This is a genomic window from Acinetobacter sp. AG3 (assembly GCF_022343575.1).
Taxonomy (GTDB): Bacteria; Pseudomonadota; Gammaproteobacteria; order Pseudomonadales; family Moraxellaceae; genus Acinetobacter; species Acinetobacter guillouiae.
This window is the reverse complement of sequence record NZ_JAKQZD010000001.1, coordinates 2,426,591-2,441,921: the sequence shown is the minus strand read 5'-3', so window position 1 is coordinate 2,441,921 and position 15,331 is coordinate 2,426,591. Positions and strand designations below refer to the sequence as shown.

The 15,331-nt window shown below is 39.1% G+C and carries 16 protein-coding genes; 11 read left to right on the top strand and 5 right to left on the bottom strand.

Annotation, left to right across the window (positions count from 1 at the left end):
• Entirely contained in the window at positions 1-336 is a 336-nt protein-coding gene (locus L3V46_RS11430; protein WP_239045738.1) for a hypothetical protein, read from the top strand.
• A gap of 22 nt (positions 337-358) precedes the next feature.
• Here L3V46_RS11430 and L3V46_RS11425 read toward each other — a convergent pair whose 3' ends face one another.
• The 3 genes from L3V46_RS11425 to L3V46_RS11415 all read right to left on the bottom strand — a co-directional run bounded on the left by L3V46_RS11425 (position 359) and on the right by L3V46_RS11415 (position 2,233).
• Positions 359-802: a GNAT family N-acetyltransferase gene (locus tag L3V46_RS11425; RefSeq protein ID WP_004821200.1), complete on the bottom strand. Its 444-nt coding sequence runs from the start codon at positions 800-802 to the stop codon at positions 359-361.
• Positions 803-896: 94 nt separating this feature from the next.
• The gene (locus L3V46_RS11420) at positions 897-1,208 is read right to left on the bottom strand and encodes a type II toxin-antitoxin system RelB/DinJ family antitoxin (RefSeq protein ID WP_004720870.1); all 312 of its coding nucleotides are present in this window, start codon (positions 1,206-1,208) and stop codon (positions 897-899) included.
• A gap of 107 nt (positions 1,209-1,315) precedes the next feature.
• Positions 1,316-2,233, bottom strand: coding sequence for a pseudouridine synthase (locus tag L3V46_RS11415; RefSeq protein ID WP_239045737.1), 918 nt, complete (start codon positions 2,231-2,233; stop codon positions 1,316-1,318).
• Between the two features lie 147 nt (positions 2,234-2,380).
• Here L3V46_RS11415 and tsaE point away from each other — a divergent pair, with 147 nt between their 5' ends.
• From tsaE to hfq, 4 genes are all read left to right on the top strand, one after another.
• On the top strand, positions 2,381-2,839 hold the full coding sequence (tsaE, locus tag L3V46_RS11410) for a tRNA (adenosine(37)-N6)-threonylcarbamoyltransferase complex ATPase subunit type 1 TsaE (RefSeq protein WP_239045736.1): 459 nt from the start codon (positions 2,381-2,383) through the stop codon (positions 2,837-2,839).
• Between the two features lie 65 nt (positions 2,840-2,904).
• A complete protein-coding gene (gene mutL, locus L3V46_RS11405; RefSeq protein WP_239045735.1) occupies positions 2,905-4,914 on the top strand; it encodes a DNA mismatch repair endonuclease MutL in 2,010 nt (669 codons plus the stop codon).
• Between the two features lie 6 nt (positions 4,915-4,920).
• A complete protein-coding gene (gene miaA, locus L3V46_RS11400) occupies positions 4,921-5,865 on the top strand; it encodes a tRNA (adenosine(37)-N6)-dimethylallyltransferase MiaA (protein ID WP_004720866.1) in 945 nt (314 codons plus the stop codon).
• A gap of 90 nt (positions 5,866-5,955) precedes the next feature.
• Positions 5,956-6,471 carry an RNA chaperone Hfq gene (hfq, locus tag L3V46_RS11395; RefSeq protein ID WP_239045734.1) on the top strand — a complete coding sequence of 172 codons (516 nt, stop codon included), beginning with the start codon at positions 5,956-5,958 and terminating at the stop codon, positions 6,469-6,471.
• Between the two features lie 164 nt (positions 6,472-6,635).
• Here hfq and L3V46_RS11390 read toward each other — a convergent pair whose 3' ends face one another.
• Entirely contained in the window at positions 6,636-7,952 is a 1,317-nt protein-coding gene (locus L3V46_RS11390) for a peptidylprolyl isomerase (protein ID WP_004821208.1), read from the bottom strand.
• A complete protein-coding gene (locus L3V46_RS11385; RefSeq protein ID WP_239045733.1) occupies positions 7,952-10,402 on the bottom strand; it encodes an LPS-assembly protein LptD in 2,451 nt (816 codons plus the stop codon). Before L3V46_RS11385 ends, L3V46_RS11390 begins: the two co-directional genes overlap by 1 nt.
• Positions 10,403-10,521: 119 nt before the next feature.
• Here L3V46_RS11385 and L3V46_RS11380 point away from each other — a divergent pair, with 119 nt between their 5' ends.
• From L3V46_RS11380 to L3V46_RS11355, 6 genes are all read left to right on the top strand, one after another.
• The gene (locus tag L3V46_RS11380; protein WP_239045732.1) at positions 10,522-11,541 is read left to right on the top strand and encodes a phosphotransferase; all 1,020 of its coding nucleotides are present in this window, start codon (positions 10,522-10,524) and stop codon (positions 11,539-11,541) included.
• Entirely contained in the window at positions 11,538-12,227 is a 690-nt protein-coding gene (gene murU, locus L3V46_RS11375) for an N-acetylmuramate alpha-1-phosphate uridylyltransferase MurU (RefSeq protein WP_239045731.1), read from the top strand. Before L3V46_RS11380 ends, murU begins: the two co-directional genes overlap by 4 nt.
• A gap of 106 nt (positions 12,228-12,333) precedes the next feature.
• Positions 12,334-12,966: a 16S rRNA (guanine(527)-N(7))-methyltransferase RsmG gene (rsmG, locus tag L3V46_RS11370; RefSeq protein ID WP_239045730.1), complete on the top strand. Its 633-nt coding sequence runs from the start codon at positions 12,334-12,336 to the stop codon at positions 12,964-12,966.
• A 24-nt stretch (positions 12,967-12,990) separates the two neighbouring features.
• Positions 12,991-13,773 carry a ParA family protein gene (locus L3V46_RS11365; protein WP_004720853.1) on the top strand — a complete coding sequence of 261 codons (783 nt, stop codon included), beginning with the start codon at positions 12,991-12,993 and terminating at the stop codon, positions 13,771-13,773.
• Entirely contained in the window at positions 13,770-14,660 is an 891-nt protein-coding gene (locus tag L3V46_RS11360) for a ParB/RepB/Spo0J family partition protein (RefSeq protein ID WP_034610204.1), read from the top strand. Before L3V46_RS11365 ends, L3V46_RS11360 begins: the two co-directional genes overlap by 4 nt.
• Positions 14,661-14,695: 35 nt before the next feature.
• Positions 14,696-15,328 (top strand): MotA/TolQ/ExbB proton channel family protein, encoded by a 633-nt coding sequence (locus L3V46_RS11355; protein WP_004821216.1) that lies wholly within the window; start codon positions 14,696-14,698, stop codon positions 15,326-15,328.
• The last annotated feature ends 3 nt before the right edge of the window (positions 15,329-15,331 follow it).

Here is a 15,331-nt window from a genome sequence, read left to right as displayed (position 1 = left end):
ATGGCTTTAAAGCTCTATATTGCTGTTTTAGATGAAATGCCAGACTTTATGGTTCCAACCCTTGTTGCGTATGCAGTCTTGGCTGCGCACTTACAATTTGTTCAAGATGCTGATGCTGAAAGTTATAAAAATTGGTTAGAACATTCTTTTCGTAAAGTTGTGGTCAAGGTGAATCAAAAAGAATTTGATAAAATTGCTCAATTAAAGTGTTATTTAGGACATGAAAGTACAGTATTGGATGCTAAGAAATCCTGTGCTGTGGTTTTTCCTATTTCACAGGACATGATACCCAATGTACTTAAATTCGCAAAGATGTGGAAACCGACATTGAATTGATTAAAAAATGCATTGTAAAAAACTACTTAAGGAAACAATGAAATGTCTGGAATTCATTGTCTTTTACAAAGCCCATTTGCTCATAGAGCTGATGTGAATGGTAATTATTTTTCTGGGTTTCTAAACTGATTCGTTGCGCATCTTCATGGCGTGCAAACAGAATTGCAGTATCAATCAGTTGTTTGGCAGAACCTTGTCGACGAAAAACAGGTGTTACATACACATCATCTAAAATATAGTACTTTGAACAGGAAACAGATGAAAAGCCTTGGTATAACAACACAAAGCCTGTAAAAACATCATCTTTTACATGGATGAAGATAACACTTTCTTTATTTTCAAAACGTTGTTTTAAAAAATTAAAGGACTGTTGGATATTGGAAGATGCACCGTAAAATTGGCGATATTCATCAAATAAAGTAGCAAGTTGATTTAAATCTTCTTTGGTCGCTCGTCTAACGATCATTTATTACTCCTTGCAATGATTTTTATCTTTGCAAAAGAGCATAACCAAAAAATAGAAAAGTAAACTTAATTATTTGTTTAAAAATGCGACAGTGTTATTTTTTGTCACTTTCACCCAAGATGGCATTTAACTCTGCAAATAGATCTTCATCGTCATCATTTAAATCAACAGAAGAATTCAGTTGTCCGTTTTGTTGGTCTTGCTTAAGTTTTCTCAGCTTGAATAACTGATCCATATTGATATTTTGATTTTCTATGGCGAAAGGGATGGATTTTGTGATGACAACTTGTTTAAAAAACAGTCGAACTGCTTGTGCAGGCGTAATCCCCAATTGTTTAAAAACAGCAAATGCTAGTTTTTTTTCTTGTGAATCAAGACGTACTTGATAGACTTCGGTTTTTCTCATGAATAGTGACCAAACAAAATTTGAGTTTGAATGCTTATTTTAATCAAAGCTTTCGGAATTTCAATGCTTAATCGTCAAAAAGTCATATATTTGTCATTACGTCAAAATTACAGTGTCAATTCATAGTCAGAACAAAAGCAATATTCGGCTTGTGTAATCGGATCAAGGAACTCAATTTTCTTGGCTAATAGCTGTAAAGGTTGTGAAAAATCAGCAGCATCTTTATGTAGAACTTGCGGATAAAAAGGATCGTTTTTAATTGGAATATTTAACCAATTTAAATGCACTCGTAATTGATGTTGTTTACCTGTAGTCGGCTTTAATAAGTATTTTGCCCAAATTTGATTGTGTTCAATCAGATCAATTTCGGTATATGAGTTTGATTTTCCCTCAACAACTTTCATGGTGTAAAAGGGTTCGCCCTTTTCCATTCTCAAGTCCACAGCACATGGAAATTTTAAATTAGCATTGAATTGAGCAATCGCTTGATAGGTCTTATTGACTTGTCGCTCAGCAAACATTTGTTGATATAAACCACGTGTTTGAGACCGTTTGGAAAACAATACAACGCCAGCAGTTTCCCGATCTAAGCGATGAATTGGGGTAAGGTCTGGGTTGTTTGTGGTTTTTTTTAAACGAACTAATAAGGTTTCTTGTATATATTGCCCAGAAGGGCTGATGGTTAAAAAGTGAGGCTTGTCTACCACGATTAAATCTTCATTTTCAAACAATATCTTTTCTTGAAATGGCACATGAATTTCATGGGGGAGAAATCGATAGTAGTAAAGATGGGTATTCTCTAGATAAGGCTGATCAACGGTTAATGCTTGACCTTGCATATCGATGATGAGTTGGTCTTGAAAACGTTGTTGCCATTCATTGGCTGGAATATGTGGAAAATGCTCACATAAATAACTGAATAAATTTTTAGGTAAATCTGCTCGCTTGGGGAGATAAACTTTTGATGCAGTTACACCATCTCTCATTGGCGGTTGATATTCTGAAACAGGGGTGGCGGGTTTCATAAGCGTATTTTTTATGCAGATAAGTTTAAAGTGAGTTGTCTAAGCGTGTTGGAAAGTATCAAAACATGATTTCTAAACAATGCAACATAGGTTTTAAAGTCACGCAATGCTATCATATTGTCTGGTTTGAATCATGTCGTGAGCGTTATGCAATATTCATATAAATTAAGTCTGAGCAATGAACAAGACACCCAAATGTTGGCACAAAAGTTAGCTCAACATATTGCAAAAGGCGTGATTTATTTAATCGGTGACTTGGGGGCAGGTAAAACCACACTTACACGCTATTGGTTGCAAAGTTTAGGTCATCAGGGTGCGGTTAAAAGTCCAACATATACCTTGGTGGAACCTTATAATATCAATGCGAAAGAGGTGTTTCATTTTGACTTATACCGTTTAAATGATCCTTATGAGCTTGAATTGATGGGTATTCGTGATTATTTTGAGGTCGAGAATGCTTTATTCTTGTTTGAATGGCCTTCTAAGGGCGGTGATGAAATTCCACAGCCAGATCATGTCATTCGCATTTTAAAAACAGAAGATGAGGCTGCACGAGAAGTGGTCATTGAAAGTATTTCTGCTGAATTGATTGAAGCGTTGACTTGATCAATGTTTTCAGCATTTTAAGCCCATCATATATTTTAATTTATTTAAATTTTTAGGTTAATTGAATGCAACGCGAAGATATCAGTTTAAGACGTATCCAAAACTTAGATCCAGCACTGGCCAACCAAATTGCTGCAGGTGAGGTGATTGAACGACCATCATCTGTAGTGAAAGAGTTGCTTGAAAACTCGATTGATGCAGGTGCGACTGAGCTGATTATTCGTGTGGCAAATGGCGGCAGTACCCTGATTGAAATTATTGACAATGGTCGAGGTATTCACGCTGAGGATCTAGCACTTTCAGTCACCCGTCATGCAACCAGTAAAATTCAATCTGCTGAAGATTTACATGCAATTGTGAGTTTGGGCTTTCGTGGAGAGGCGCTTGCCTCAATCGCAGCGGTTTCGCGTTTAACCTTAACCAGTAGTCAGGATGATTCAGGTGTCGGTTACCAACTGGAAGTTAATGGTACAGCATTTGACCATCAAGATATTCAAGCGGTAGCAACCCAACAAGGTACACATATCCGTATTCAGGATTTGTTTTTTAATGTGCCTGCGCGGCGTAAATTTTTAAAGAAACCAAGTACTGAATTTGGTCATATTGAAGAAATTGTACGTCGAATGGCGCTTACGCATTTCGATATCCGCTTTGTTTTAGAACATAATGACAACATTCGTCTTAATTTGCCGATTGCAGATAGTGGTGAGCTAAGATTTCAACGGGTACAGCAATTATTGGGGCGCCAATTTACTGAAAATGCTTACTGGATAGACGCAGACAGTATTAGTATGCGTTTATCAGGCTGGTTAGGACATCCTTCAGATGCGCGAGCACAAGCCGATTTGCAATATGTCTATGTGAATGGTCGTATTGTCAAAGATAAAACCATTTCTCATGCTTTGCGTATGGCATATGATGGTATTTTGCATGGACATCAACATGCAGCGTATTTGCTGTTTTTAGAAGTTGATCCTGAAAATATTGATGTCAATGTGCATCCAACTAAACATGAAATCCGCTTCCTTAATCAGCGTGAAGTACATGAGTTTGTACGACATTTTGCTAAAGACACCTTATCTCAATTCCAAACTGCAACTGCGGATTTATCTTCTGCAATGAAGCAGGATGGAGCAACAGAAAATCAAGCATTGTCAGCGCAGCCACGCTATCAGGAACAATTTCATTTACATCGCAATGCGCCAACTGAGCAACATGTAAGTGATCAAAATAGCCGAAGCAATTCAGATGGGTCTATACAGCATAGTGGTCTAACAGATTTTAGGGATACACAAGCCCAAACAGTCAATTATTCCCACTATGAACCACAACAGCCGTATCGTGGCACTCAGCAACTCAATAACGCCTTGAAAAACTATTTAGCCCCTTTACGTGAGTCTGGGGATGCTGATCAAGAATTAACAGATCAAGCGTCCTATGAGCGATCTGTACAAGAGATCCAAAATAAACAGGCCCATCAGGTTGATGAATATCCGTTGGGAATTGCAATAGCGCAATTACATGGAATTTATATTCTTGCACAGAATACGGAAGGCCTGATTATTGTTGATATGCATGCAGCGCATGAACGTATTTTGCTACAACAAATGAAATCTGCATGGGATAAACCAGAATTTTGGACCTCACAGCAATTGCTTATTCCTAAAGTCATTTCGATTACCCGTATGCAGGCAACCCGTGTTGATGATTTAAAACCACAGTTGGAACGCTTAGGCCTAGAAATCGATCAATATGGTGATGATCAAGTGATTGTACGTGGTGTACCTGCGATTTTACATAAAGCAGATTTTGAATCCTTGGTACCTGAATTACTCAATGATTTAGATCCAAATGATGAAGCGCAGGCGCTACAGCAAAAGCGTGATCAAATTTTAGCAGGCATGGCATGCCATGGTGCAGTGCGTGCCCATCGGATGCTAAGTCTTTCCGAAATGAATGCTTTGTTGCGTCAAATGGAACACACAGAATTTGCCAGTCAGTGTAATCATGGTCGACCAACATGGCGTGCATTTCCATTGCCCCAATTAGATAAATTATTTGCTCGAGGAGAGTAGTTGTACATGTCAAATCAATTGCCCGTCATCAATTTAATGGGACCAACCGCAAGCGGTAAAACTGCTTTGGCATGTGAATTGTATGATCATGGGAATTATGAGCTTATTTCTGTAGATTCTGCCTTGGTCTATAAAGATATGGATATTGGTACTGCAAAGCCAACCAAAGCAGAGCAGGAGCGTTATCCGCATCATTTGATTGATATTATTACCCCACTTGAGGTTTATTCCGCTGCTGAATTTGTCGAGGATGCTTGTCAACTGATTGATGATATCCATGCACGCGGTAAAACACCTATTTTAGTTGGCGGTACAATGCTATATTTTAAAGCGTTGCTTGAGGGGCTTTCTACAAATTTACCGAGTGCTGATTACGCGATTCGTGCTGCGATTGAGTTAAAAGGTGAAACGGAAGGCTGGCAATCGGTGTATGATGAATTAAAATCTGTTGATGTATTGGCAGGTGAAAAATTTAAAGTCAGTGATAAGCAAAGAATCATTCGCGCTTTAGAAGTGTATAAAATTACTGGTCGTCCGATTACTCAACTACAGGCGGAACAACCGAAGAATCAACCGTACCGATATGATTTTCATAATTATGCTTTATTGCCTGATCGCCTAGAGCTGCACAAGAGAATTGAACTTCGTTTGGAAAAAATGTGGGAAATCGGATTTTTAAATGAGGTTGAAAATCTTATGAAAAAATACGATCTCGAAGAAAATTTACCTTCTTCACGCTCTGTTGGATACCGACAGGCGATAGATTTTTTAAAAAACAGTGATTTGAGTCAAGAAAGTGAGCGTCAAATGAAGGATAAAGCACTATTTGCGACACGACAATTAGCAAAACGTCAATACACATGGTTACGATCTTTGCAAGAAACACACTCTTTTCAAACTTTTTTTACGATAAACCAAGCACAAGAAGACTTGCGAAACTTATACGGATAAAGCAAAATTTAACAACTACCTTTTTTATAAATTTTAATTGAAAAATAAAGGTAGTTTTTGCGCTGATTTTAATTTTTTTTGGAGTATAAAATGTCTAAAGGTCAAACTTTACAAGATCCGTTCTTAAATTCTCTCCGTAAAGAACGTATTCCTGTTTCTATTTTTCTTGTAAACGGTATTAAATTACAAGGTCATATTGAATCTTTTGACCAGTATGTTGTTTTGTTGAAAAACACAGTAAGCCAAATGGTTTATAAGCATGCTATTTCAACTGTAGTACCTGCACGTAATCCACGTCCTGCTGGTGCTCCTGCTGGTGCTCAAGGCGCTGCTGGTGGCTTCGGCGGTCAAGCTGGCGGCTTCGGCGGTCAAGCTGGTGGCTTCGGTGGTCAAGGCGGCTTCGGTGGTCAACAAGGCGGCTTTGGTGGTCAACAAGGCGGTTTCGGTGGTCAAGGTGGCTTCGGTAGCCAAGGTGGCTTCGGCGGTCAAGGTGGCTTCGGTGGTCAAGGTGGCTTCGGTGGTCAAGGTAGCTTCGGCGGTCAAGGTACTGACTTTGGCGGCGAAACAAAATTTGAAGATTCACAAGAAGATGAAAACAATCGTTAATTTCTTGATTTAACAAGAACGATTGTAAAAGAGACGCCAAATTGGCGTCTCTTTTTTATTGGTTGTCCCATCCTCGATAAGGTTGACACTTTCTAAAATTAAATTTAGAGATAAAAAAACCAGTGCAAAAGCACTGGTTTTTAATTTAACGACTTAGCATAGACTTAACTTTCATTTTTCTTTGGATCTAGGCTTGGGTCTTTGATTTCAATGTAAGTATTTGCACGTAACTCTCTTAACCAGCCGTCATATTCTGATTCGAATTGACGTTCACCTAAAATTTGGCGAGCCATACGCTTTTGGTACTCTGAGGTCATATCTTGTTGACGTGTGCCTGTAACTTGGAGAATATGCCAGCCAAACTGAGTTTGAAATGGTTTGCTGATTTCGTTGACTGGCGAACTCTGCATAAGTTTGTCAAATTCAGGAACCATCATACCAGGGCTTACCCAACCCAGACTTCCGCCATCACGAGCAGAACCAGGGTCATTTGAATAGGTTGAAGCAAGCGTAGCAAAATCATCGCCCGCTTTTAAGCGGTTATAAATACTGTCAATGGTTTGCTTTGCATTTTCAGGGCTAACAACTTCTGATGTTTTAATCAAAATATGACGCGTATTAAATTGCGGAACTAAAGCTTTTTGCTCATTCGATTTTTTTTCTAATAATTTTAAAACATGAACGCCGTCTTTTGCTGGAATTAAGTCAGTGGTTTGTCCTGGCTCAAGGGTAGTAACACGTGCAGCAAGATCTGTTGGGATATCTGAAAGCGGACGGAAGCCCATATCAGCACCATCAACTTTAACTTGAGCTGTGCTAAATTTCTTTTCTATGCTTTTAACGTCATTGCTATCTTTTAAGTCAGTACGGACTGCTTTTGCAATACTTTCTAACTCGCTTGCAGGCGCTTCTCCTGAAATACGCATATGTAGTACATGGACTTGACTACCAACAGCAGCTTGACCTTCAGGTGATTTTAAGAAGTTTTCAACATCAAGGTCAGTGATCTTGATACGAGACATCACTTGTTGTTGACTCAATCGTTGAATGAGTAAATCTTCCGCAACACGGTTACGCAGTAATTCATAGGTACCCGGTGCAACAGCATCTAATTTTTTTTGAAAAGCTTCTAAAGAATTTGCACCAGATTGTTGGGCAACTTTCAATACGGCTTCATTTAAGCTTTTTTCATCTGCTTTTAAGCCATACTTCTTCACTTGTTCAAGCTGTGCATCATGGGTGATGAGCTGACTCAGTACTTGCTGTTGCAGAATGTTTTGTGGTGGGATTTCTTTCTTTTGTGCCTGAAGTCGATGTGTCGCTTCAGCAACACCTTGGTCTAAATCACTTTTTAAAATTGCTGTAGAACCAACAATTGCAATGATTTGGTCCTGCGGAGCAGCATAAACTGATACCGAGGTGGAGATGAGTAAAGCTAAGGTTGATGCTTTAAATAATTTTTTAAATTTTTGCGTCTTCATTAATGTGTCCAAGATTGATTAGCTTTATCAAAACCTAAAATACGATTTTCAAGTAATGAACTTAACTTGTTGTTCAAACCACCAAGTCCTTTTAGTGTGATCTCAGCCATCACTGCGCGTTTTGGCTTTGTATCAGGAAGAGAAACGTCATCTAGATCATTAAAGTACGAGCGACCATAGACGGAAATTCCCCAACAACAAGATTCATAATTCACACCCAATAAATATTCGCGTGCGACATGGTTGTCAAGGTCATATTGAACATGTCCCATAATACGCCAGTTGTCTTTTACAGGCTGTATAAATGATGCAACTGCTTGATCATATGCACGTTGACGGTCAGGGAGGTTATTGCGATAAAAATAACCAACGTTATAAAGGTTTCCGCGTTGGCCTGTATAATACAATTGGAAGTCATGTTGAGCGCTATCACCATTTGACATCCACGCTGAATTGGTACTCAGTGTGAAGTTTTGTGAAAGTTGGCTAGAAAGGCTCAGCACAGGACCAGTATGTTTTTCTCTGTCTAAATCATCTGTATTGTTGAGTAAAGTAACTTTTCGATCATCAAAATAATAACTTTGACCAATACTGGCTCTTAAGCGCTCTAAGCCGACTGTATCAAATAAGCTATAACTTAAACCAAGAGATAAAAAGTTATTGTCTTCTAAACGGTCATGTCCATAAAAGCGGTACGGGCTAAACAATTGATCATAGCTGATAGAAGCTGTTGTTGAATCAAAGTTTGGATAACCTGTTTGATTTTTATATGGTGCATACGTATAGAAAGCGCGAGGTGTAATGGTTTGGAGAAATTTTCCGTCCTTTTCAAATGTTAGCCCCGTATCCAAAGTAAATTGAGGAACAACAACGGATTTGTTTTTGCTATCTTGGCTTTGGTTATTTAAATTAAGTTGATCTACTGTGGTTTGATCATAGAAAGTATTTAAACTTCGAACAGAGACTTCAGGAATCACAAAAGACCATGGATTACGGAAATTATAACGTGTCGCAAATTGGTTATATAAACGTGTACCACTTGGCTGGTTGTTATAATCGGCATCATTGATGTCTTTTTGGAAATACGCAGTATCGTTGTTAAATTCGTATTCCAAACCTTGCGGATTTCCAGCGACATAGTTCAGTAAAAACTGAGGTAGGCGGGCGTAAGGTTTATCTACATCTTTGATGGTTTTATCAAGGGTTTGGAAGTCCTCAACTTTAAGTTGAGCTTTTAAGCCTGGAATACCGTGATTGTAGTTGAGTTCCCATGCACGACGTTGATTCAGCTCTGTACGAGTGTTTGGGTTGTTATCTAGATCTGAGAAAAAATCTTTATCAGAAACGTAGTTATATTCTAAGTTGGTTGACCATTGTTTAGTGATATCCCACTTGTGTAGGAAATGCAGGTCTTTACGATCTTCATCATTATAATCACGGTCAGAAGGTAAGTAACTTCCCCAAACACTACCAGCACCAAAGTTCTCAGTTAAATAGCGAAACTCACCTTGAGCCATAAGACCGCGGTCAGTAATCAGCCGTGGTGTAATAGTGGCATCATAGTTGGGTGCCAAATTTAAATAAACGGGAACTGCAAGTTCAAAACCACCATCATTGGTAAAGCCGAAACTAGGATTTAAAATCCCCGTAGTACGGCGGTCATCGATTGGGAAGTTAAAATATGGAACTGCGAGTACAGGCACATCCTTAACATAGAGTTTGGTCCCACGCGTTACACCTCGACCAGTATCTTGATCCAATTCAATTTTATTGGCCTGAATTTTCCAAGTGGGTTTTTCATCGGGTGGGCAGGTGGTGTAGGTGGCATTTTCAAGGACGATATTGGTTGGCGAAGTTCTTTCTATTTTTTCTGCATGACCATGTGCGTGGGTCAATTCTGCAATATAGAAACTATTATTTAGCTGCCCAGTTTCATCTTTCAGGTTGTAATCGATTTGATCACTTTGCGCGATGATACCACCTTGTGCCATTTGTACATTGCCTTTCGCTTTGGCGAAAGTTTGTGTTTTATCAATGGTCACTTCATCGGCACGGATCATACGTCCAGATTGGTCAATGACCACATCACCAGACAGGAAAGAGTCGCCATTGGGATTGTAATAACCATTATCTGCAGTAATCACAGATGATGCTTCTTCTGGGTTTGTTGATTTAGCTTGGGTGCTAAAAGGTGTAACCCAGACACCTTCACAATAACGGGTACTTGGATTTTTTAAATCACGTACCTGTGCTTCAGGTGAGTTTTTGTCCACATAATATTGTTCAAAGAAATTTTGCCCTGCAAAGCTTTCTTTGATGGCTGCATTCAGTTGCTTATTATTAACTTCAGAAACAGTGTCTGTCGATTCAGCATAGCTGGATACTGAACTTCCACAAAGAAGTGTCAAAATAGCAGTCGCTAAAGGATTAAATTTAAACTGATGCTTCATTTGTCTCGTTAACCAAATATGCTAATCGCAATTAATTATTGTCGCATCATAGAGAAAAAGTCGATAAGTAGCTACACTTAGCACTTCAAAAATTCAGCCTGAATTAGATTAAATTGCAAATGAATACACAACGTGAACAATTGATACAAACATGGTTAACATCTGTACTCAGTTCAGATCAATTTGAAATCAATTTTTTAGCAGGCGATGCGAGTTTCCGTCGTTATGCACGAATTACCTTGAATAATAAAACATTTATGCTTATGGATGCACCTCCTGAGAAGGAAGATTGTCGTCCTTTTGTTGCGATTGATGAATTCTTTGACACAAATGGGGTGCGTGTACCTCATATTGTTGCTAAGGACTTAGATCAAGGTTTGTTGTTACTTGAAGATTTTGGCGATGTCTTGCTATCTACACAATTGAATGATCAAACGGTAGATGCACATTATGCGCAAAGTTTTAAGCAGTTGGTGCAGTTGCAGTCTATTGCTGCTGATTCATCACACTTGCCAGCATATGCCTATGAAAAGCTGATCTCAGAAATGGAATTGTTGACGGATTGGTTGTTGCCCTCATTAGCTATCCAAGTAACAGATGAAGAGCTTGGGTTAATTAAACGAACTTTTGCTATTCTTGCCAATGCAGCTTTGGCACAACATCAAGTAATCGTACATCGTGATTTCCATAGTCGTAATCTGATGATTCTTGAAGCTGAGAAAGACCAAGGTGTGATTGATTTTCAAGATGCAGTGATTGGTGCGGACACCTATGATTTGATTTCGATTACCCGTGATGCCTACGTACAGTGGGGTCCTGAGCGTGTGTATGGGTGGTTTAAAGTGTTTTATGACTTGTTACCAGAATCTGCCAAGCAAGATCGTGATTTTGATCAATTCAAACAAGATGCTGACTTTATGGCAATTCAGCGCCATATCAAAATTTTAGGTATTTTTGTGCGTTTGTTTGAGCGTGATGGTAAATCTGGTTATCTCAAAGATTTGCCTCGTGTCATGTGGTACTTATTGGAAGAATCAAAACCTTACCCAGAATTACAACCGTTTATGCATTTTATTCATGCACGGGTTTTACCAAAATTTGAAGAAAAATATGGCGTATATGAGGTGATTGCAGCATGAAAGCAATGATTTTAGCTGCGGGGCTAGGCAATAGAATGCGACCTCTGACCCTCTATAAGCCAAAGCCTTTATTAGAAGTCGGCGGCAAAGCACTGATTGTATGGCATATAGAAAAATTAAAAAAAATCGGTGTGACTGAAATCGTGATTAATTCTGCATGGTTGGCAGATATTCTGATTGGTACCTTGGGTGATGGCTCACAATTTGGTGTGACTATTCGCTGGACGCGTGAAGATGAGGGCTTGGAAACCGCAGGTGGGATTATCAATGCCTTAGCGCTTCTCGGTGATCAACCTTTTATTCTGGTCAATGGTGATGTATGGACCACTTTTGATTTTGCATCATTATTAGATATCAATCTTGCCGATGATCTTGCACATTTGGTTTTTGTCAATAATCCTGAACAGCATCCACAGGGCGATTTTACCTTGGCAAATGGTCGCGCTTATACCTTTGAGCAAAATCAGCAAGGTGAAAATTTAACTTATAGTGGTGTCGCTGTGATTAACCCAAAAATGTTTGATGGTCTGGAACAGGGTAAAAGACCACTTGCACCCTTGCTTAAACAAGGCATGCTAGACGGTAAAATCTCGGCTGAGAAAATGCAGGCAACGTGGGTTGATGTGGGTACACCTGAGCGTTTAACAGCCTTGGATTGGCAAATAAGACAGGGCGAGTATAGTTAAGTGAGGATAAATACGCCTAAGTGCGTATTAACTCATCGTTAACTACTGTTCCACGGGCGAGAAATAGGTATACTTTCAGCTAACTTTTTAGAGATGTTATTTGATCATGCATCCATTTTTTCAAGAGTTAAAGCAAGGCAGTCTAAAGCTTGGCTTAAAACTTGGTGATGAAGCATTAGGATTATTGTTGCAATATCAAGATGCGCTCGTCCTGTGGAACAAAGCTTATAACTTAACGGCGATTCGCGATCCAAAAGAAATGTTGGTTAAACATTTATTGGATAGCTTAAGTATTTTAAATGATTTACCCGCTGGTCGTTTACTCGATATTGGTACAGGCGGGGGTATGCCAGGGATGATCATTGCACTGTGCCAACCTGAACGCCATTGTGTTTTGTTGGATTCAAATGGTAAGAAAATTCGTTTTCTGAAACAGTTTATTGCAGATTTAAAACTAAAAAATGTTGTCGCAGTTCAGACACGTGTAGAAAATGAAGATAGTATCCATGATCTTGGGCAATTTGATGTGATCACCAGTCGTGCATTTGCTTCATTGACAGATTTTGTGACAGCTTCAAAACCTTATATGCATGAACGCAGTATCATTGCGTCAATGAAAGGTTTGATTCCCACTGAAGAAGTTGATGCTTTAAAAGACAAGTGGAGTTGTGACATTATTGAATTGCATGTACCTCGGTTGGACGAACAACGTCATTTACTTTTATTAAAACAGATTTAAAACAGACTAAGGGTTGGGGTTACCATGGCTCAAATTATTGCTATCGCAAACCAGAAAGGTGGCGTAGGTAAAACCACGACAGCCGTGAATTTGGCTGCCTCTTTGGCAGTGTTGAAAAAGCGTGTTTTATTGGTGGATATGGACTCTCAGGGTAATGCTACCATGGGGTCGGGTATTCAAAAAAATGATTTGTTGTATTCAGTCACCGATGTACTTCTGGGTGAAGTACCGATTGAAACTGCAATTAGTAAAGCTGAAGTCGGTTATAAAGTGCTTGGCTCAAATCGTGATTTGGCAGGTGTTGAACTGGCAATCGCAGAGCAAGATGGACGTGAGTTTATTTTGCGTAACGCTTTACAGCAAATTGAAAAAGACTTTGATTATATTATTGTTGATTGTGCACCAAGTTTAAGTTTAATTACGGTCAATGCTTTAGCCGCAGTCGATGCAGTGATTATTCCAATGCAATGTGAGTATTATGCATTAGAAGGATTGGCAGATCTGACCCAGACCATTGATAAAATTCAACAGGCGTTAAACCCTGAATTGGAAATTATTGGGGTGCTTCGTACCATGTATGATGCACGTAATGCACTCACCCGTGATGTTTCTGCCGAATTAGAACAGTATTTTGGTAAGAAACTTTATGATACAGTGATTCCGCGTAATGTGCGCTTGGCCGAAGCGCCAGCACATGGATTACCGATTATTTATTTTGAGAAAAGCTCTAAAGGTGCAATTGCATATTTAAATTTAGCAGCTGAAATGTTGAAAAAGAGTAAAGTGAAAAAAGGAAATAAAGCATGACCGTGAAAAAAAGAGGGTTGGCAAAGGGTCGTGGCTTAGATGCATTATTAGGTTCAATCCAAAAAGAAAAATTACAACTTGAAGTTCAAGCATTGGATCATGGCCAATTAAAACAGATGGATGTAACCCAATTAAAACGTGGTGCATATCAACCCCGTCGTTTTATTGGTGAGCAAGATTTACAAGAACTTGCAGCGTCAATTAAAAAACATGGTGTAATGCAGCCGATTGTGATTCGTCCGATTGAAAATGACGAAACTCCCTATGAAATCATTGCAGGTGAACGTCGTTGGCGTGCGGCACAATTGGCGGGTTTGACTGAAATCCCTGCAATTGTACGTGATTTGACCGATCAAGTTGCGATTGCCTTGGCATTGATCGAAAACATTCAGCGTCAAGATTTAAACCCAGTTGATCAAGCACTGGCATTACAACGCTTCCATGAAGAATTTGGGCTTAGTCATCAAGAAATTGCAGACACTGTAGGTAAAGCACGCACTACCGTAAGTAATTTATTGCGTTTATTAAGTCTAGAAGATGAAATCAAAGATTTAATGCAACAAGGTCTGTTGGACATGGGGCACGCCCGTGCGATATTGACCCTAAAAGCTAAAGATCAATTGCAAATTGCAAAAATCGTGATTGATAAGAGTTTGTCTGTTCGTCAAACCGAGCAGTTGGTGCGTGATTGGAATACGCCAAAGCAGGAAAAATCTAAAAATCCACTTGCGCCAGATGTGCAACAACTGACTCAGAAACTGTCAGAGCGCTTTAGTGCCAGTGTAAAATTAGACTATAACAAACAGGGTAAAGGCAAGCTGGTCATCAGTTATAACTCGCTTGATGAGTTAGATGGAATTTTAAATATCTGTTTACCAGAACAATAATGTTTAAGCGATTTAATTAATTTGGGGAACTAAAGATGTGGGAACTTGTTAAAGCCGGCGGTTGGTTAATGCTGCCATTGGTTTTATGTTCAATTTTTACTGTTGCGATTTCAATCGAGAGATTTATACGGCTGAAACGATCTTTAGTTCTACCTAAGTCGCTTATGATGCAAAAAGGCCGCAGTGTTGACGATGTTTTAGATGAAATGGAACAAGATCAAGCGGTTTGCCAAACGGCATTGGGCTATATTTTTAAAGATGGTATTGATGCTTACGCTCAAGGCGAGGCATTTGCACGTGCTCAGATGGAAGCGACTGCTTCGCGCGAAATTGGATATTTAGAAAAAAATATCAATTTCTTAGGTACATTGAGCGCTGTTGCACCGTTATTGGGGCTATTGGGTACAGTGATTGGGATTATCGAATCCTTTTTGGTGATTGATTTAGGTACGAATGCCAATCCAACCATGATGATTCCAGGTATTTCTAAGGCATTAATTACCACAGCTGCGGGTATGGTAATTGCTATTCCAGCACTATTTGCCTACCGTTATTTTCAGCGCCTAGTTCAGGAATATGTGGCTGAACTCGAGCAACAGTCGACTTTATTTCATGCCGCCTTATTTTTTCAGAAACACCTTGAAAATGAAAAAAAGAAAGCTGGTTAAATC